The organism is Paenibacillus jilunlii (assembly GCF_900102965.1).
In the GTDB taxonomy this organism is placed as follows: domain Bacteria; phylum Bacillota; class Bacilli; order Paenibacillales; family Paenibacillaceae; genus Paenibacillus_AQ; species Paenibacillus_AQ jilunlii.
Genome location: NZ_FNGM01000032.1, coordinates 23,920 through 42,028 on the forward strand (window position 1 = coordinate 23,920; position 18,109 = coordinate 42,028).

Genomic DNA, 18,109 nt, shown 5'->3' on the forward strand with positions numbered 1-18,109 from the left:
CCTTCAAAAAACAGATAATATGTTTAGATCATAAACAAGTAAGTGAGTAAAAGAAAGGGGGACGGGTGAATGCGCGGTTCAAAGTTGTCCCAATTAGGCCAACAGACTTTTTTCGTCGGTCCGGCATTATTGTTTTTCACCCTGATTACGATTATTCCATTTCTGATGGGGATGTATTATTCCTTCACGGACTGGAATGGTGTATCGGGGAACGTAAGCTGGGTTGGCGCTGATAACTTTACAGCGATATTTACAAACGATCCGGATTTCTGGTCATCCTTCTGGTTCACCGTGAGATTTACTGTGCTGGGAGTAGTTTTGACCAATATAGTAGGCTTTTTTCTGGCCTATTTTCTGACAAAACCATTAAAAACACGCAATATGCTCCGTACCATTTTTTTCATGCCGAATGTGATCGGGGGATTGCTGCTTGGGTTTATATGGCAGTTCATTTTCATCAAGGGTTTCGCCACGATGGGCGATATCACCGGCTGGTCCTTCTTTAATCTTCCCTGGCTCGGGGATGCAACCACCGGTTTCTGGGCGATTGTCATGGTTTTTGTCTGGCAGTCTTCGGGTTATCTGATGGTGATCTACATCGCTTCACTCAGCAATGTCTCCAAAGAGGTGCTGGAAGCTGCTGAGATTGACGGGGCTTCCCGCATGCAGGTGCTCCGCAGCATTATTGTTCCTTTGATTATGCCTGCGGTGACGATTGGTTTGTTCCTGGCCATTTCCTGGTCCTTCAAAATGTTCGACCTGAACCTGTCCCTGACGAAAGGCGGACCGTTCAAATCCACGGAATCTGTGGCCATGAATATTTACAATGAAGCCTTCCTGAACAACCGTTACGGGCTGGGTACGGCTAAAGCGCTGCTCTTCTTCCTGATTGTAGCGATTATCACCGTCATTCAGGTTCGTGTGACGAAGAGCAAGGAGGTAGAAGCATAATGAAAGCAAAGTCTAAAGGCAGATGGAACATCGGAATTGAAGTGCTTATGATCCTGCTGGCCTTGCTGTTTCTTTCTCCTTTCTATTTCCTGCTGGCGAACTCGGTGAAATCCTTTGGTGAGATTCTAAGCAATGCGGCAAGCTGGCCGCAGGAATTCATGTGGTCCAACTACTCGAATGCCTGGAAGCTAGCCCGCTTCTCCGAAGCGTTCCGCAATTCACTGATTGTAACTATAATCTCTGTAGTTCTGATCTCGCTGTTCAGCGCAATGGCTGCTTACCGGATGGTCCGCGCCAACACACGGTTCAATCAAATTCTGCTGCTGCTGTTCGTTGCGGCGATGGTGGTTCCCTTTCAGACCATTATGATTCCGATCCTGAAAGTCGTTAATATACTCGGGGTCAATAACTCCTTTGCGGGTCTGATCATCTCCAATCTGGGGTTAAGTATTCCGATGGCGATCTTCCTGTTCCACGGCTTCATCAAGTCGGTGCCTCTTGAGATAGAAGAGGCTGCAACGGTCGACGGCTGTAATCCGATCTCGGCATTCTTCCGGATCGTGCTTCCTCTGTTGAAGCCGATGCTGATGACGATCATCGTCTTGAACGCACTGGGCATCTGGAACGATTATCTGCTCCCGTCGCTGATTCTTCAGGCGCCCGGGCTGCGCACCATTCCGCTGGCTACCTTCTCGTTCTTCGGGCAATATACGAAGCAATGGGATATGGCGCTTCCGGCACTGACCCTTGGGGTTGCTCCAATCGTCATTTTCTATCTGTTCATGCAGCGTTACATTGTTGAGGGAATAGCGGCAGGCTCGGTGAAGGGTTAATTCCCCGGGCCCCCGTTCCAAATATAACAGCAGTTAATTTATTCAAGGGGGAAATTAGAAATGATGAAGAAACGTTCTGCATTGATGCTGTCATCTGTAATGCTCATGTCAGTCATGCTTGCGGCATGCGGCGGAAATTCCAATAATACCGCATCTAATAATGCATCAAATGGAAGCGCTGGCAACACTTCCGGCGCAGTGAAAACGGTTAAAATCTTTCAGTTCAAAACGGAAATCGTTGAAGGCCTGAATGAACTGAAGGTCGAATTCGAAAAAGAGCATCCGAGCATCAAGCTGGATATTCAAACCGTCGGCGGCGGTGCGGACTATGCAGCAGCCCTGAAGACCAAGTTTGCTTCCGGGGATGCGCCAGATATTTTCTCCAACGGCGGATATGCCGAAATGGACCTGTGGGGAGACAAGCTGGAAGACCTGTCGGACCAGCCTTGGGTGAAGGATCTGATCCCTTTGGCGGCAGAGCCAATGACTAAAGACGGCAAAACCTACGGTATGCCAATGAACCTTGAAGGGATCGGCTATGTGTACAACAAAGACCTGTTCACCAAAGCCGGTATCACCGAAACTCCAAAGACCATCACCGAGCTTGAAGAAGCCGCTAAAAAGCTGCAGGCTATCGATGTCACACCTTTCGGCAACGCTTATCAGGAATGGTGGCTGCTGGGCAACCAGGGCATCAGCGTAGCCTTTGCACAGCAGGATAATGTAGATGAGTTCATCAAAGGCCTCAATGGGGGCACTGCAAGTATCGTAGGCAACCCGGTATTCAAGGACTGGAGCAACCTGCTTAATTTGACCGTGAAATACGGCCAGAAAAATCCTCTGACTACCGATGCCAACACTCACCTGGCGATGTTCGCCAAGGGCGAAACGGCCATGATGCAGGAAGGCAACTGGGCCCAGACACTTGTGGACAACATTACGCCTAACATGAACATCGGCATGTTCCCTATGCCAATCAATGATGACCCAGCAAAAAACGACAAGATGACTGTAGGGATTCCTGCCAACCTGGTTGTAAATAAAGATTCCGGCTCCAAAGAAGAAGCCAAAACATTCTTGAACTGGCTCGTCACTTCCGATATGGGTAAAGAATATATCACTAAAAAATGGAAATTTATCCCTGCATTGAAAACCATTGAAGCTACTCCAGAGGATATCGGGGCACTCGGTTCTGATGTATGGAAATACGTTCAGGACGGTAAAGTATATGGTCTGCAATCCTCCAAATTCCCTGATGGTGTAACCCAGGAGTTTGCCAGCGTAATTCAAGAGCTGATTGCCGGTAAAACGGACGAAGCCGGTTGGGAAAAAGGCATGCAGGCAGCTTGGGATAAGCTGAAGAAATAATCATAGCGGTTTACACTATGTTATAGAGTCCAATAGGACCATACTTGATTTGGAAAAGTGGATTTGCAAAGGGACGTCTCCTGGCTCAGGCGGAAGGATGACGTCTCTTTTTCATCATCCGGGAGATAAAGGGGAGCAGCACGGCTTGCGGATTATCCTTCAGCCCTGCAGCCTGCTTCTTCTGGGGGCCTTGAAGCTCATCACGGTGAAGCAGATCCAGCAGATCATATACGCTTTTGACTTCGCTGGTATTGATAACCTTTTCCCTGCCGTCCGGGTCCCCGGGCACCTTGAAACACCAATTTTTGTTCTCCATTACTCCCACTCCTTATGAAGTTTTGATAACCTCTTCTTACTTGAGTCCACTTTGCAAACGAACTTCGGATGCGTATACTTAAGTTCATTTTGTCTCTGTTTTCATCATAATCCGTGAAGCGGATCATGTATAATGAAGAGAAATGATGGACGACATCACTGCGGCTGATGGCTGATCCGGGGGGAGAGAGACGGACTATGGATATTGGTCTTCTTAAGGTGTTTCAGGCAGTGGCTGAAGAAGGCAGCATCTCCAAAGCGGCCCAACGCTTGAACTATGTGCAGTCCAATGTAACGGCAAGAATTCAGCAACTGGAGCAGGAGCTGAAAACTCCGCTCTTTTACCGGCACAGCCGGGGCATCACGTTGACTTCAGCCGGACAGACGCTCATGGAATACACACTCAAAATATTTAATCTTCTGGAGGAAGCGGCACAGGCGGTTCTGGATTCGCCGGTTCCGAAGGGCTCGATCACGGTTGGCTCGGATACGACGGCTGCCGTGCGGCTGCCTGCCATCCTGTCTGCCTACCGCGGGTGTTACCCTGACGTCGAGGTTCAGCTGCAGATCGGACGAAACAATGATCTCATCGATGCCGTCCTGCAATATGCTGTGAACGGAGCTTTCGTAGACGGGCCGGTCGAGCATCCGGAAATTATTCAGGAGCTGGTCATCAATGAGAAGCTTGGACTTATCGTTCCTGATGCAATAGACTATCAGGGCCTTCAGTCGGTCCATGACAAGACGCTGCTGATTCTGAATGCGAACTGCATTTACCGCACCAGGCTGGAAGAGTGGCTCGGAGACGAGGGCTGCCGGCTGGGGAAGGTAATGGAATTCGGGACCATGGAAGGGTTGCTGGGATGCGTAAAAGCGGGGATTGGGTATGCGGTTCTGCCCGTATCTTATTTTAACCGGATGAATGTAACAGAGGGAATCCGCTGCTATCCTTTTCCGGAGAGGTATGCGGAGGTTCCGACAGTGTTTATCCGTCGGCGTGACCTGTATATGACCAGCGCCTTCCGGGAATTCATAGAAGAGCTGAAAATGCGCCTGCCGGAAGCTGTGTGCGGAGCGGATAGCCCTGCGGCAGAAACCGGCGGAGCCGTAAAGTAACAGGAAGTGACCCGGTACTTGGTCCATGGAGTCAAAGTACATCAGCTGGGGTGTTACTACCAGGAACTAACGGGTATAATGGGTAAAAGGAGATGATTTCCATGTCTGACTTTTTTAATGCTGGACCTAACGTACCCAGTCCGGACCCCGGTGCCCACAAAGCCAAGCATGATGCCGACGCGCGTAATTATCATCAAAAGGGCATAACGGGCTTCTGGAGGCAGACTACCGATCTGGTGATAGCGGTGGCTGTGCTCGCGGTTATCGTGGGCCTGTGCATCTGGATCTTTTAACGAATTTACCTCATGGTCTTATGCAGGATTTATCCGAAGAACACAAGCAGCGGCACCCCGGCTGGTTCAGCCCCGGGTGCCGCTGCTTGTGTTCTGAGTCTCTTCCGGAATGGCACTATATAGATTGAAACTCATGAACAGAGCTAGTCATCCTTAGCGGGAAAAAGGCTCACTCAACAAACTCATTCGGCTCATGAAGGGTCTATGTTGGAAAAAGTACCACTAATTCAGCTGAAAGCGGCCGTATGGGGTGAATAGGCATGAATTAGATGTACAAATTCCCACTAAAACCTTCTGCAGCCAAAATTTTAGCGATTTAGTTTTACTTTTTCCACTTAGCATCAGTTCCATATGAGCCTCACTCACGTTCCCCAAGCTACTTTCCAGTTCTCCAACTCATATAGAGAATCAATGCAGCCGCCGGAATTGATCCGGCGTGGTTCCGGACTGCTTGCGGAAGGTGGCCACGAAGTGGCTGACATCGCGGAAGCCGACCTGCTGCGAAATGGCTTTTACGGTTAGATCGGGCTGGCTGACCAGCAGCTCCTTGCTCTTGCGGATACGCAGGCGGACGAAGTAGGCATATGGAGAAAGGCCGAAGGTCTGCAGAAACAGGCTGTTAAGGTAGCGGCCTGACACATCAAGCTGCAAAGCCAGGTCATGCAGGCCGATATCAGGATCGCCATAATGGCTATCCATCCATTTCAGCAATGGCTGCACCTTGTCCACATTGCGGGAAATGGAGGTATTGTTGTGCAGGTGTCCATATTTGCTGAGCGTCAGGAGGAACCGGTAGGCATCGGTAGAAGCACCAAGGCTGAACATATCCTCGGCGGCATCGTGCCGGTCGAGCATTTCCTTCAGCATCAAAGGCAACGGAGCCTCGCTCTCCCAGCGGTAAAAGGAGTTGGCATTCATGCCGAGCGAATCCAGAATCTGCCGGGCAGAGCTTCCCCCGAAGGTCAGATAATAGGTGCACCACGGTTCAGGGGACAGCGCTTCGTATCTGTGGGTGGTCCCCGGGAGCAGGAGTACGCCGCTGCCTTCGGCGAGCGTAAGCTTTTTATTCTCGAAATGGATAATTCCCTCACCCTGTGAGGTCTGGAGCCAATGATAGGCATGGTACCCCTCAGGGCGGGATACCTTCTCCTGGTCGGGGTTGTAGCCCATGCTGTCGAGTGTAATCGGCAGGTGGTATCCGCCTTCTTGGCCGAACACAATTCTGCGGGGGGCTGTCACGGGCAAATGTATCCTCTCCTGTTGTTCCATATTATTATATGAGTTGGTGGTAATTTTATATTTAAAGGGAAACGTAGAGCGTTTACAATAAGAATATACTTATACTATAAAGGATGTGCGATACGTGATCAACGATAAATTGCCGAAGATTTGGTACGGCGGAGATTACAATCCCGAGCAGTGGGACGCCCCGGTATGGGCAGAGGATGAACGGATGTTCAAGCTGGCGGGCATTGATGTCGCTACGATTAATGTATTCTCATGGGCGCTGATTCAGCCTTCGGAGGATACCTATGATTTCTCCGGCCTGGATGAATTGATGGACCGCTTATATAACAATGGAACCTATGTCTGCCTGGCTACAAGCACAGGGGCCCACCCGGCCTGGATGGCCCACCGCTACCCGGAAGTGACCCGGGTCGATGTCCAGGGCAGAAAACGCAAATTCGGCGGACGCCATAACTCCAATCCGAACAGTCCGGTTTACCGCAAATTCGCTGCCAAGCTGGCGGGCAAGCTGGCTGAGCGCTATAAGGACCATCCGGGGCTGGTGGCCTGGCATATTTCTAATGAATATGGCGGCTACGATTATTCCGAACAGTCTGAAGCAGCTTTCCGGGTCTGGCTGAAGAACCGTTACGGCTCGCTGGATGCCCTCAATAAAGCCTGGAACACCCGTTTCTGGGGACACACCTTCTATGATTGGGAAGAAATTGTTGTGCCAAACGAGTTAAGTGAGGAATGGAACGGCAACCGGACCAACTTCCAGGGAATCTCCCTTGATTACCGCAGATTTATGTCACATAGCCTGCTGGAATGCTACAAGCTGGAATATAACGCCATCAAGGAGCACAGCACAAATGTTCCGGTGACAACTAACCTGATGGGCTTCTACCCTGAGCTGGATTATTTCGAGTGGGCGAAGCATATGGATGTTGTCTCATGGGATAACTATCCTTCCCTGGATACACCGGTCAGCCATACGGCCATGACGCATGACCTGATGCGCGGTCTGAAGAACGGCCAGCCGTTTATGCTGATGGAGCAAACGCCGAGCCAGCAGAACTGGCAGCCGTACAACTCGCTGAAGCGTCCAGGCGTAATGCGCCTGTGGAGCTATCAGGCGGTAGCGCGGGGCGCGGACACGGTGCTGTTCTTCCAGCTCCGCCGTTCCATCGGCGCCTGCGAGAAGTATCATGGTGCCGTCATTGAGCATGTGGGACATGAGCATACGCGCGTCTTCCGTGAATGTGCCGAGCTTGGCAGAGAGCTGGAGCTGCTGGGCGATCAACTGCTGGATGCGCGCAGTGCAGCGCAGATCGGCATTATCTATGACTGGGAAAACCGCTGGGCGCTTGATCTGTCAAGCGGACCTTCCGTAGCGCTGGATTATGTGAACGAAGTGCATAAATATTACGACGCGCTGTATCAGCAGAATATCGAAGCCGATATGATCGGAGTCGAAGAAGACCTCTCCAAGTACAAGATTGTTATCGCTCCGGTGCTGTATATGATCAAGCCGGGATTTGCCGAGAAGGTCGAAGCCTTCGTGAAGGCGGGCGGCACATTCGTTACGACTTATTTCAGCGGCATCGTGAACGAAAATGATCTGGTTACCGTCGGGGGCTACCCGGGCGAGCTGCGCAAGGTGCTCGGCATTTGGGCTGAGGAAATCGACGCCCTGCTGCCGGGAATGAGCAATGAAATCGTAATGAGCAAAGAGTGGGGCGCGCTGAACCGCACTTATCCGTGCGATCTGCTGTGCGATCTGATTCACGCGGAAAGCGCGGAAGTGCTGGCTGAATATGGCGCTGATTTCTACAAAGGTATGCCGGCTCTAACCGTGAACCGTTTTGGCGAGGGCAAGGCTTACTACGTGGCAACCAGTCCGGATGCGGCGTTCCTGCAAGGGTTCCTGTGGAACCTGTGTGCAGAGAAGGAGATTCAGCCGCTGGTCAGCGCACCGGAAGGCATCGAATCCGTACAGCGCGTTAAGGACGGTGTATCCTATCTGTTCCTGCTGAACCATAAGGAAGGCGAACTCAGTGCGGATATCGGCTCCGCTGAACGCACCGATCTGCTGACCGGCAAGACCTTCAGCGGCACGGCCGTTGTTCCGGGGCGGGGCGTGCTGATTTTGTCAGACAAGAACTAAGATTAGTTTGGAAGAATAAAGAGCAGTTCCGCAGAGATGGGTTTAAGAAGGACGATGTCCCAAGCTTTAGGCTTGGAGCATCGTCCTTTTTTTGCGCTGAAACTCACTTACTTGCACTCTTATGATTTCCGTCTATTGCTGCAGGAAGGTGAAATGGAATTAGTTCACTTAAATGAACGTAAAAGCTTTCAGCAGAAGGAATAGTGGGGAAAAGTAGATTTAATTGGTTGCCGAGAAGCGGGATGAGAAAGAATGAAGTTCACTTTTTCCAACTTGGGCTTGCCGCGTGCAGCTAATGAGGCCCTCCAGGCTCAAAACCGAAATCTAAACTGGTAGTGTGGTCAGTGAAGGGCGAAGTTGGAATTTACATCGATATAATTGCGTATCCGATAGACACGTATTATTACGCGTGCTAAAATAGTGGGTATAAAGAAGAACAACGGTTCCGTATACTAAAAAAGGAGACCCCGCCGCGCCAACGGCAAAGTCTCCTTAGGACCAGTAAGGCTGTGGATCACCACGGCGCGCACGAACAAAATTGCTAGTTCAAGCGAAACCCACCGTTAGGGTGCCAACCTATTTCGCGGTGGGTTTTCGCTTGTTCCGAAGTTTCCGACGCAGTATACGATAGAGCTTCCGTACAGAATCCGCTCACACTACCATTCATTCAACCCCAGAACAAGAAAATTGTTTGAAAGACAAAGAATGTTCGATCTTTGCTTTTGCGAACTTCGTTAATTAGTTGGCGATGAGTGACGGTTCAGGAGAGAGGCAGCACATGACAACTTTACTGGTAACAGGCTACCGTGCGCATGAGCTCGGGATTTTTGACAGCAAACATCAGGGGATTCCTTATATTAAAAAAGCGCTAATGAACAGATTGATCCCGCTCGTCGAGGAGGGGGTAGACTGGATCATTACACCCGGCCAATACGGCGTGGATCTGTGGGCCTGTGAAGTGGTGCTTGAGCTGAAGCAGCAGTATCCCGGGCTGAAGCTGGGCATTATCACCGCACACGCTTCGCCGGAGGAAAAGTGGAAGGAGGACAAGCAGAACGAATACCGGCGGATTATTGCCGGGGCCGATTATTGTGGGGCGGTCAGCAATGCCCCGTATGACGGCAGCTGGCAGTTCCGGGCCAGAGATGACCTGTTGTTCCGCAAAAGCGATGCGATTCTGCTGTTCTACGATGAAGATGCCGCCGAGGGTAGTCCGAAATTCTTCAAGGAGCGTGCATTGAAGCTTAATGCAGAAGGAGACTATGGCCTCTATCTGATGCATGCCGAGGAGATTCAGAATATTGCTGATGAAGAGAGCCAGCAAGGCTATGAATAAGGAGGACAACCAATGGGTTCTGTGAATAGCGACGAGGATATTTGTTATGTCATTATGTTAAGCCCAACCCCGCAGGACCGGAGGGATATGGATATTATCCGGGCGCATGTCAAGCATTTGCAAGAGCTTGAGCGCAGCGGACAGCTTGTTATGTGCGGACCCTTCAGCGACAGTCCGGGAGGCATGGTCATCATCCGTGCGGAATCCCGTGAAGAAGCAGAGCAGATCGCGCAGCGTGATCCGTACATTCTTACGGGAATCCGCAGCTATGAGCTGCGCACCTGGGGACTATCGCATGCAGGGAACCGGCACATGGGCATCGCAGAAGAATAGAAGAGGCAGCTCTTCCCGCAGAAACGATACCGTCTCTATAGGGACGTTGCCGTTTCTATTAATATGTTTTGGAGGAAGCCAAGCTTACCCCTAATTTAATTGTATAGGAAACTATGATTACTTCCACATGTGATAAAAATATGCTTAAAGTTGTAGAATAAATACTTCGGACGAATTTGTAACGAGCAATGGCAGAAATACCGTTGTTGGAGTGCCGAAGGCCGAGTTCTGAGGGTAGCCGGTCTAAATATCCTAATTTCAACTAGCATTTACTTTACTGGTTTCTTTGCAGGGGCTAGTTGGAAAAAGGGACTTTATTTTTCCGAAAATCAAGAAATTCTGAGATTTAGATGGAAAAAGTAAACTTAATTGGGCTATATTTCTTGTACAATGGCGAAATAGGCTGAATTAGTGTCCCTTTTTCCACTTCATCTGCCCGAGGATAGGGTACTCCGGCAAATTAGTTAACCTTTTTCCACTTAAAGAGTTGCCGTAGAATTCATGGGGAATCGTTCTCCAGGTAACGCTAGAACCAAGACGGCTGCACTGTCCCGTGGAGGACGGCACAGCCGTTTTGTTATATAAAGCTTCGCAGGGAAGGTGCTTTGCGGACCTTGTAATTCTGCTCATAGGCATATGCCAGCCGGATCAGCACCGGCTCCTGATAGGCCCGGGCAGAAAAGGTTACGCCAAAGGGAGCGCCGGCGGAGGTGTAGCCGGCAGGTACGACGATGGACGGGTAACCTGCCCTTGAGGTAATCCGCGCGCCGAAATCAGCCGGAAACAGCAGTGCGTCAAGCTGATGCTCCTTCATGGCGGCATCGATTCCGAGCTCCTTGCAGAGCCGGAGATCCGTTGCCCGGTCGCGCAGATACTGCGGCTCGGTGAACGTCCCGGAGGAGGTATATTGGGCATCCAGCAGCGTGGATTGTCCGTATCTCAGCGTCTCCATAGGATGGGCATGATTGAAATCGATGATATCCTTCAGCGTACGCATCGGGGCTCCCGGGCCGAGACGGGACAGATAGGCATTCAGTGAGGTTTTGAATTCATTCAGCACAACGGAAGAGTACTTGATTTCCCTCGCTGTCCGGATATCTGCGGGATCAATGATGGTGGCGCCAAGCCTGCGCATCCGCTCCACGGAGGCATTGAACAGCGCCAGCTGCCCGTCTGTCAGCTCCTCAAAATAATAATCCCGCGGAATGCCGATCCGCGCGCCCTGCAGCCCGTTCGGATCGAGGAAAGCCGTATAATCCTCATGAAGACGGCCAACGCTTGTGCCCATGGCGGCGTCGCTGTCATCCTTGCCCAGCATCGCGTTCAGCAGCAGAACAGCATCGCGGACTGTGCGCGCCATGGGACCGGCGGTGTCCTGTGTGTTCGAGAGCGGCAGTATACCGGAACGGCTCAGCATACCTACAGTCGGCTTGATGCCGATGACCGAGCCGAGATTCCCGGGATTCAGAATCGACCCGGAGGTTTCTGTGCCTACGGACACTGTGCAGAAATTGCAGGCCACAGCTACTGCGGAACCGGCGCTGGAGCCGCCCGTTGGAGTGGATATGTTGTAGGGGTTTAGCACCTGTCCGCCGCGTGAACTGTACCCGGAAGGCATGCCATTTGTCATGAAATTGGCGAATTCCGTCATGTTATGTTGGCTTTGCCCATAATGACCGCCCCGGCTTCTCGCAGCCTGGTGACAATAAAGGCATCTTCCCCGGCAAAAGAATCCGCCAAAGCCAGCGAGCCTGCGCTGGTGTGCATTTTATCGCCTGTGTTGATATTGTCTTTGAGCAAGACCGGTATACCGTGCAGCGGCCCGCGGGGTCCCAGCAGGGAGCGTTCCACATCCAGAGCTTCGGCGATGAAAAGGGCATCGGGATTAATCTCCAGGACGGAGTTCACCGTCAGCCCGCTTTTATCATGCTCAGCGATGCGTTCAAGATACATGAGGACTAATTGTCTGGACGTCATTTGGCCGGTTTCAAGCGCAGCCTGAATCTCCGGAATGGTAGCCTCTACGATTTCAAAACTCATGCGGTTCACGCTTCTTTCCCTGTGGGTTATGGGCCTTCTTGTTCATCTAAACATAATTTGCCGTGTGTTGATAGGGGTTATTTCCAAAAAAAGTAATGTTAGAAATCCCGCCCGATTGGTTAATAGTTGACATACACACCATGGCAGATGTTACCATCCATAAATCTAAGGGGCATCGGCACACTTTGAGTAGGAGGAAGACAAGTTGAAGAAATGGATTGCGTTAGTAATGGGGGCATCGCTGGCCTTAAGCCTGAGCGCATGCGGAAATGACAAGAACACAGAGAATTCTGCAGAGGCGTCAACTGCGCCTAACAATGCAAGTAGTGCGGCTCCTTCAGCCTCTACGGCTCCATCGGCGTCTGCGTCAGCTGCACCTGTAGAGCAAGCCTCAGAGCAAGGAGTTCCAACGTTAGACGAGCTTATCCGGAAGTCGGCAGAAGCCGCCAAGGACCTGAAAAGCTTCGGGATGGATTCGCAGGTCTCGCAGAATATGACTATTAAGGGCGAAACGGCCAAGCAGCAAAAAATAGATATGACCACTAAATCTGAGTTAATCAAGGAACCGCTGCAAATGCATCAGGTTGTCAAGGTGGATAGCGGGCAAGGTGTACAGAATGTGGAGCAGTATATCACCGAATCCGGCATCTACTCCCAGACAGGCGGGCGATGGTTGAAAATCCCGGCAGAGATGTCGAAACAGATGACAGCTTCACTGGAGCAATCCGCCAATCCGGAGGCGCAACTGGAGCAATTCAAAACCATTGCCAAGGATACGAAGGTCACCGAAGACGGCAATAATTATCTGCTGACGGCGGATGTATCGGGGGATAGCGTCAAAGAGCTGGCTAAAAGCTATCTTGAACAAAACGGCGGTGACAAGAGCCAGGCGGCGCTGGTAGAGCAGATGGACATCAAGAGTATGAAGCTAGTATATGCGGTGGACAAGAAGACATATCTGCCTACCCGCACGGATGTTGAAATCATGATGGATATGACCAATGCTGGCCAGAGCATCAGCATGGACACCAAGATGAAGACAACGATTAATCAGCATAATGAGATCAGTGAGATTAAAGTGCCGGAAGAAGCACTAAGTGCCAAGGAAGTACAGATGCCTGCAACAAAATAATGCGGATAGCGACAGACTGCTATTAACTTTGAAGTTTTGTGTATTTAATAAAGGACAGTTCCTGGGCCGAAACGGCTGCCGGGACTGTCCTTTGTTGTCCGTTGAGAATCGGCGGTCACTAAATCCGGGAAGCGCACTTGGTCGTTCCGGACACAGGAGATCTTATTTCGCAGAATTCTTCTGTTCAGCCATTCTTGCGGACTGAGAATACGTTATTTGTACCCATTCCCCTTCATACGTATCTTTTGAGCTCAACTAACGTCTCCTGAGTCCGCATTCCCCGCAAAATAGAGGTTTTGAGCCTAATAAGGGATCTGTGGTCCGCATGAGCAAATCAGAATCAGAATTTGAATGCAGGGTGAGGCCGCCCAAACGACAGCAGCGATTCTCCAATAATTGAGAATCGCTGCTGTGCTTGAATACTTTGGGCCAGACGCCCGACCCTATGGAAAGTACTCTAGCCCTGGGTCCGGGCAAATCCTTCTTCCGCCAGATATTCCTCGGCTTCCTCAAGTGTCTCAAAGGCCATCTCCAGGTGAAGGCCGGCGTAGAGATACCACAGGTCATCCTCCGGCTTCAGGCTCAGCGTGTGTCCTTCATGATTGGTCCACAGCGACTCTGCGGCGGCTGCCGGTTTTTTCTTTCTTTTGCCGGGTGCGGGCGCCTCCGGAATAAACATGGACAGGGAGGCAATAGACGCCTCCAGCAGGCTCCGCAGCTCGGGTTCCCCGTAGTCGCGGATATTCACCATGCCCTTGTCATCGGTCTCGTAGCCGCGCAGCAGTCCGCCATATACAAACCCGTTGCCATTCGGATGGAGATGGAAGGCAACGGTTTTCTTCTCGTGGCGGCTTTGCTCCAAGTGATAATTCACCCGGCCAAGCGATACGTTTCTCCGCTCAAGCTCGGGGTAGGAATCAAGAATAGCCAATTTCTGTTCAAAAGTAAGCATATACAGCCTCCGGTTTACGGTTTCAAATACAGTCGTCTGATTATACCATGCCGCCCGCTTCAAGGACCAGAACCGGGCACCAACCAGCGGGGGTCTACCGCCATAAAGGCAGGGTTATTACAAACGTGCAGCCTTGCTCCGGCCTGTCGCCAAGCCGGAGGCTTCCGCCCATCGCTCCGGCAAGCAGACGGCTGAAGGTAAGGCCAAGCCCCAGCCCCCGGAGCGTGCTTTGCTTGCCGCTGCTGCGGAAGAAGGCCTCGAAGATCCGCTCGCGGTTCTCCTCGGGGATGCCCGGCCCGTTATCGGTGACGGTGATCACCGCATAGCCCTGCGGGTTCTCTGCAAGGCGGAGATTCAGCTGAAGCTTCTGCCCCGGCAGCTTGGCCTGGACGCTGTTGTTGAGCAGATTGACAATAATCTGCTGTATGCGCAGCGGATCGCCCCGCAGGAACAGGGGCTGCTTCGGCAGCTGAAGCTCCGGCGTACAGACATCCCCGCTCTGGGTCAGCTTCCACTGGTAGACGATCTCCTCCAGCAGCGGAACAGCCTCCAGCCTGTCATGGCGGATGGCGACAATGCCAGCGGCCAGGGCGTTGTAATCCAGCAGATCTGCAACCATACGCTGCAGCCGCCCAGCCTCCAGCAGGGCAATGTCGAGGAATTCGCTGGCCTCCTCGCCTTCGACAATGCCCTCGCGCACCGCATGCACCAGTCCTTTGATGGAGGTAACCGGGGTTTTCAGCTCATGGGAGACCCCGGCCAGCATCACCGCCCGGGACTGCTCGAATTGCTGCAGCTTGCCTGCCATCTCCTGGAAGGAGAGCAGCAGCTCGTGGATCTCGCGCTCCTTGGCCTCTGTCTCCAGGACGATGTTATATTTCCCCCCGCTGATCTGCGAGGCCGCGGAGGCTACACGCTGAATCGGCTTCGCCAGCTTGATGGACAAGAGATAGATGGTCAGCCAGCTTAAAATAATCAGGAAGACGATCAGAATAGAGAAGAAGGTGATCTCCTCCCGGGGAATGTAGCGAAGCGAGCGTTTGGATTGCAGCACCATCACCTGTCCCAGCATTTCGCCGTTTCCCTGAATCTGTGCGCCAGCTGCCTTGAACTCTGGGCTTCGCGCCGCGTCCAGGCTGTCGTTAAGCTCGTAGCGCATTTCCTTCTCAGTCATCTCCGGCTGTGAGAACAGCAGCTCGCCCTTGGGACCGGTGATAATGACGCACATTTCCTGCGTCAATTTGAAGAACCGCTTGCGGTCCTCAATCAGCTGATGCAGAGCCGGAGTGACATTCAGGCTGCCGTCAGCACTGACGCTGCGGTCGGCAATCTCCTGGGCAAGCAGGGCGGCGGTCTGCATCCGGTTGTTCATTGCCTCCTGCTGAATCCACCAAAAGGTTACAAGCGCGGTGAGCAGGAGGCCGGTGCCAATAATCAGCAGATAACGGACCGTCCAGTAGGAGAGGATGGAGGTGTGCTTCTGCCGCTGCTTCTTCTGCTTCAGGTGGTCCATAATTGATACCCCGTTCCTCTAAGCGTGCGGATTTCGCCTTCTTCGGCAGGCCAGTGCGAAAGCGCCTGGCGCAGCCTTTTGATCGACAGATCCACCGCCCGGTCGCTTCCGTCATAATCCATTTCCCATACATGCTCCAGGAGCTGGTCCCTGGTGCAGATCTGATTCGGGCGCTCGGCGAGGAAGAGCAGCACCGACAGATCACGGGGGCTTAAGGAAACCTCGGCTCCGTTAAGGAATACACTGCGGGCGCCAAAATCTATAAACAGGCTGCCGTAATGGCGCTTGCGGCTGCCGTCAGACCACTGGGAAGGGCGGCGCAGCACCGCATTTACGCGGGCCACCACCTCCTCGGGAATGAAGGGCTTGGACATGTAATCGTCGGCCCCTCCGTCCAGTCCGGCGAGACGGTCGCCGATAGAGTCTCTGGCCGTCAGCATAATCACGGGACAGCTGCTTTTCTCACGGATCAGGCCCAGCAGCTCGAAGCCATCCATATTCGGCAGATTTATATCGAGCAGGATCAGGGAAGGCGGCGCAGCCTCGAAGGCTTCCAGCGCAGTGCGCCCGTCTGCAGCGAGGGTGACCTGAAAGCCCGCCTTTTTGAGGTAGGCCCTAAGCACGCGGGCAATCGCTTCCTCATCTTCGACAATCAGAATCGATTTCATCATATATAGTCCAGTCTCCTTAACAGCATCCAACGTTTAGTTAAAATTACGACAATTTTACCACAATGCCGGCCACACTGCTTTGACTTATTCCCGACATATTGCTTTGTTAGAATGGGAACCAAGCCAAAGAGGGCATATGCAAAAATTTGGATGGAGGGAATAGGATGAAGAAAAAAACAATCGCCATAACCGCCGCCGGAGTCGTTATCGTAGGAGTCATTACAGCATTTGCTTTCTTGAATAACACCTTGGGCAATAATGTTGAAATCGAGTCCGTTATTCCGGCACAGGAGACAGGAGCGTCGAACGGTACGAATACGGCAGATGCAGCCGCCGAATCGGCAGGAGCCGCCGTTACAGCAGAGCAGTTAAATGGTGCCTGGAACATCACCGACACTTCAAAAGTATACTGGTCGGTAACGACCTCCAAGGAAACCGTCAATTTCGTAGACCCTTCAGTTACAGGAACCTGGAATGTGAACCTGGACGACGCGGGCGCGATGACCGGTGAAGGAACGGTGGAGATGAGCGCACTTGATTCCGGCAACGCCAAGAGGGACGAGCATGTAAAAGGAGCGGACTTCCTGTCCGTCACAGAATTCCCGCAGTCCACTTTTGTCGTCAAATCCTTCTCGGAGCTGCCGGCGGAATGGACGGAGGGGACAGCAGTACCGGTTCAACTGCAAGGTACGATGACAGTAAAAGGCATTGAAAAAGAGGTCACCTTTGATTCTCAGGCCGTGTACAGCGGCGGGCAGCTTATGCTCTCAGGTACAACCACTGTAACCTTTGAGGATTTCGGCATGGCCAATCCGCACTCGATTGTACTGGACACTGAAAATAATCTGGAGGTCCGCCTGGAGCTTGTACTGTCGAAATAACAGGACGCGTTCAGTAAAATCAATGAAAAGCTCTTCCCGGCTGCTGCCTATCAGCGGCTTTCGGGAAGAGTTTTTTTGATTTTCGCTGGATATCCAATCTGCTCAGAGGTATATTCTTACTTATACTGTATGAAGGGGGAAGCTCTGTGATTGAAGTAGCAGCGGCGATTATCCATAACGATGAAGGCCGTATCCTGATCGCCCGGCGGAGGCAGGGCAAATCACAGGCCGGCTTGTGGGAATTTCCCGGCGGCAAGCTGGAGGACGGCGAAGACGCGCCGGCTTGCCTGCGCAGAGAGCTGATGGAGGAGATGGGCATCGCGATCCTTCCTTACGCGGCTTTTGGAGTAAATGAGCATGATTATGACGGATTCACGATCAGGCTGACAGCCTGGGAGGCCGAATATCTGGAAGGCAGAATTACGCTGAGCGACCATGACGCTTTCCGCTGGGTGACTGCGAAGGAGCTGGACGGGTTTGCTTTTGCTCCGGCGGATATCCCTTTTGTGGACAGGCTGCTGGAGACGTTAAGGTAAGCGGGCCAGCAGACGATATACTATATAATGGAAGGTGAAGATGCTTGTAGCAACAGGAGGTTGACAATGTATGTTCAAAAGCAGACTGACGATGATCTTAAGCAGTGCTGCGGCTATGGTTCCTATCGTGCTGTATTTCTATCTCTACCCGCGGCTGCCGGATTTCGTGCCGATTCATTACACCGGAGCCACGGCTGACCGGTTTGTGAATAAATGGAGTGTGGATGTTGCCATCCTCTGCGTGCTTGGCTGGTTCGGCTTCGGCTTTATGCGGCTGCTGCAATTCTTATTGCGTACAATATTCCTGAGCAGCTATATCCACAATTTGGCGTCGATTCACCGGATCTGGAATGCGGCAACCTTGCTTGTGACGGCCGCCTTTGCCGCAATTAGCGTCTGTGCCCTGCTCGCTATGCTGTAGCGGGCTGCTCTTTCCAAAAGCCAT

17 protein-coding genes and 1 pseudogene are annotated in these 18,109 nt (G+C 52.0%); 12 read left to right on the plus strand and 6 right to left on the minus strand.

Annotated features, from left to right (window positions below):
- Positions 1–69: 69 nt before the first annotated feature.
- The 3 genes from BLQ82_RS30010 to BLQ82_RS30020 are packed head-to-tail and all read left to right on the plus strand — an operon-like array spanning position 70 to position 3,152.
- On the plus strand, positions 70–951 hold the full coding sequence (locus BLQ82_RS30010; protein WP_025705410.1) for a carbohydrate ABC transporter permease: 882 nt from the start codon (positions 70–72) through the stop codon (positions 949–951).
- Entirely contained in the window at positions 951–1,784 is an 834-nt protein-coding gene (locus tag BLQ82_RS30015) for a carbohydrate ABC transporter permease (protein WP_062520827.1), read from the plus strand. Before BLQ82_RS30010 ends, BLQ82_RS30015 begins: the two co-directional genes overlap by 1 nt.
- 60 nt (positions 1,785–1,844) lie before the next feature.
- Positions 1,845–3,152, plus strand: a complete 1,308-nt coding sequence (locus BLQ82_RS30020; protein WP_082722549.1) for an ABC transporter substrate-binding protein — start codon at positions 1,845–1,847, stop codon at positions 3,150–3,152.
- Positions 3,153–3,237: 85 nt separating this feature from the next.
- Here the strand turns inward: BLQ82_RS30020 and BLQ82_RS30025 are convergent, their stop codons facing one another.
- A complete protein-coding gene (locus BLQ82_RS30025; RefSeq protein WP_062520829.1) occupies positions 3,238–3,468 on the minus strand; it encodes a hypothetical protein in 231 nt (76 codons plus the stop codon).
- 197 nt (positions 3,469–3,665) lie between these two features.
- Here BLQ82_RS30025 and BLQ82_RS30030 point away from each other — a divergent pair, with 197 nt between their 5' ends.
- Both BLQ82_RS30030 and BLQ82_RS30035 read left to right on the plus strand, forming a co-directional pair.
- Entirely contained in the window at positions 3,666–4,583 is a 918-nt protein-coding gene (locus tag BLQ82_RS30030) for a LysR family transcriptional regulator (protein WP_062520831.1), read from the plus strand.
- A 101-nt stretch (positions 4,584–4,684) separates the two neighbouring features.
- Positions 4,685–4,876 carry a hypothetical protein gene (locus BLQ82_RS30035; protein WP_062520833.1) on the plus strand — a complete coding sequence of 64 codons (192 nt, stop codon included), beginning with the start codon at positions 4,685–4,687 and terminating at the stop codon, positions 4,874–4,876.
- A gap of 408 nt (positions 4,877–5,284) precedes the next feature.
- Here BLQ82_RS30035 and BLQ82_RS30040 read toward each other — a convergent pair whose 3' ends face one another.
- The gene (locus BLQ82_RS30040; protein ID WP_244281062.1) at positions 5,285–6,115 is read right to left on the minus strand and encodes an AraC family transcriptional regulator; all 831 of its coding nucleotides are present in this window, start codon (positions 6,113–6,115) and stop codon (positions 5,285–5,287) included.
- Positions 6,116–6,239: 124 nt separating this feature from the next.
- Between BLQ82_RS30040 and BLQ82_RS30045 the strand changes: the two genes are divergently transcribed.
- From BLQ82_RS30045 to BLQ82_RS30055, 3 genes are all read left to right on the plus strand, one after another.
- On the plus strand, positions 6,240–8,270 hold the full coding sequence (locus BLQ82_RS30045; RefSeq protein ID WP_062520837.1) for a beta-galactosidase: 2,031 nt from the start codon (positions 6,240–6,242) through the stop codon (positions 8,268–8,270).
- A 778-nt stretch (positions 8,271–9,048) separates the two neighbouring features.
- Positions 9,049–9,606, plus strand: coding sequence for an SLOG family protein (locus BLQ82_RS30050; protein WP_062520839.1), 558 nt, complete (start codon positions 9,049–9,051; stop codon positions 9,604–9,606).
- 12 nt (positions 9,607–9,618) lie between these two features.
- Entirely contained in the window at positions 9,619–9,939 is a 321-nt protein-coding gene (locus BLQ82_RS30055) for a YciI family protein (protein WP_062520841.1), read from the plus strand.
- Between the two features lie 577 nt (positions 9,940–10,516).
- On the opposite strand, the pseudogene BLQ82_RS30060 reads toward BLQ82_RS30055, so the two are convergent.
- A pseudogene (locus BLQ82_RS30060) lies at positions 10,517–11,979 on the minus strand (amidase family protein).
- A gap of 205 nt (positions 11,980–12,184) precedes the next feature.
- On the opposite strand from BLQ82_RS30060, the gene BLQ82_RS30065 reads away from it, so the two are divergent.
- Complete coding sequence (locus BLQ82_RS30065) at positions 12,185–13,111, plus strand: DUF6612 family protein (protein ID WP_062520843.1); 927 nt, start codon at positions 12,185–12,187, stop codon at positions 13,109–13,111.
- Between the two features lie 457 nt (positions 13,112–13,568).
- Here BLQ82_RS30065 and BLQ82_RS30070 read toward each other — a convergent pair whose 3' ends face one another.
- From BLQ82_RS30070 to BLQ82_RS30080, 3 genes are all read right to left on the minus strand, one after another.
- Positions 13,569–14,063, minus strand: coding sequence for a hypothetical protein (locus tag BLQ82_RS30070; protein WP_062520845.1), 495 nt, complete (start codon positions 14,061–14,063; stop codon positions 13,569–13,571).
- A gap of 94 nt (positions 14,064–14,157) precedes the next feature.
- Positions 14,158–15,576 (minus strand): sensor histidine kinase, encoded by a 1,419-nt coding sequence (locus tag BLQ82_RS30075; RefSeq protein WP_062520846.1) that lies wholly within the window; start codon positions 15,574–15,576, stop codon positions 14,158–14,160.
- On the minus strand, positions 15,564–16,244 hold the full coding sequence (locus BLQ82_RS30080; protein ID WP_062520879.1) for a response regulator transcription factor: 681 nt from the start codon (positions 16,242–16,244) through the stop codon (positions 15,564–15,566). The genes BLQ82_RS30075 and BLQ82_RS30080 overlap by 13 nt, the downstream gene beginning before the upstream one ends.
- A gap of 167 nt (positions 16,245–16,411) precedes the next feature.
- Between BLQ82_RS30080 and BLQ82_RS30085 the strand changes: the two genes are divergently transcribed.
- The 3 genes from BLQ82_RS30085 to BLQ82_RS30095 all read left to right on the plus strand — a co-directional run bounded on the left by BLQ82_RS30085 (position 16,412) and on the right by BLQ82_RS30095 (position 18,085).
- The gene (locus BLQ82_RS30085; RefSeq protein ID WP_062520848.1) at positions 16,412–17,128 is read left to right on the plus strand and encodes a YceI family protein; all 717 of its coding nucleotides are present in this window, start codon (positions 16,412–16,414) and stop codon (positions 17,126–17,128) included.
- Positions 17,129–17,274: 146 nt separating this feature from the next.
- Positions 17,275–17,664 (plus strand): (deoxy)nucleoside triphosphate pyrophosphohydrolase, encoded by a 390-nt coding sequence (locus BLQ82_RS30090; RefSeq protein WP_062520850.1) that lies wholly within the window; start codon positions 17,275–17,277, stop codon positions 17,662–17,664.
- 70 nt (positions 17,665–17,734) lie between these two features.
- On the plus strand, positions 17,735–18,085 hold the full coding sequence (locus BLQ82_RS30095; protein WP_062520852.1) for a DUF1648 domain-containing protein: 351 nt from the start codon (positions 17,735–17,737) through the stop codon (positions 18,083–18,085).
- The last annotated feature ends 24 nt before the right edge of the window (positions 18,086–18,109 follow it).

What these genes read in the sequence shown, in the direction of transcription:
- BLQ82_RS30010 (WP_025705410.1), top strand. Translation starts at nt 70, where the DNA reads ATGCGCGGTTCAAAGTTGTCCCAATTAGGCCAACAGACTTTTTTCGTC.
- BLQ82_RS30015 (WP_062520827.1), top strand. Translation starts at nt 951, where the DNA reads ATGAAAGCAAAGTCTAAAGGCAGATGGAACATCGGAATTGAAGTGCTT.
- BLQ82_RS30020 (WP_082722549.1), top strand. Translation starts at nt 1,845, where the DNA reads ATGATGAAGAAACGTTCTGCATTGATGCTGTCATCTGTAATGCTCATG.
- BLQ82_RS30025 (WP_062520829.1), bottom strand. Translation starts at nt 3,468, where the DNA reads ATGGAGAACAAAAATTGGTGTTTCAAGGTGCCCGGGGACCCGGACGGC.
- BLQ82_RS30030 (WP_062520831.1), top strand. Translation starts at nt 3,666, where the DNA reads ATGGATATTGGTCTTCTTAAGGTGTTTCAGGCAGTGGCTGAAGAAGGC.
- BLQ82_RS30035 (WP_062520833.1), top strand. Translation starts at nt 4,685, where the DNA reads ATGTCTGACTTTTTTAATGCTGGACCTAACGTACCCAGTCCGGACCCC.
- BLQ82_RS30050 (WP_062520839.1), top strand. Translation starts at nt 9,049, where the DNA reads ATGACAACTTTACTGGTAACAGGCTACCGTGCGCATGAGCTCGGGATT.
- BLQ82_RS30055 (WP_062520841.1), top strand. Translation starts at nt 9,619, where the DNA reads ATGGGTTCTGTGAATAGCGACGAGGATATTTGTTATGTCATTATGTTA.
- BLQ82_RS30070 (WP_062520845.1), bottom strand. Translation starts at nt 14,063, where the DNA reads ATGCTTACTTTTGAACAGAAATTGGCTATTCTTGATTCCTACCCCGAG.
- BLQ82_RS30075 (WP_062520846.1), bottom strand. Translation starts at nt 15,576, where the DNA reads ATGGACCACCTGAAGCAGAAGAAGCAGCGGCAGAAGCACACCTCCATC.
- BLQ82_RS30080 (WP_062520879.1), bottom strand. Translation starts at nt 16,244, where the DNA reads ATGAAATCGATTCTGATTGTCGAAGATGAGGAAGCGATTGCCCGCGTG.
- BLQ82_RS30085 (WP_062520848.1), top strand. Translation starts at nt 16,412, where the DNA reads ATGAAGAAAAAAACAATCGCCATAACCGCCGCCGGAGTCGTTATCGTA.
- BLQ82_RS30095 (WP_062520852.1), top strand. Translation starts at nt 17,735, where the DNA reads ATGTTCAAAAGCAGACTGACGATGATCTTAAGCAGTGCTGCGGCTATG.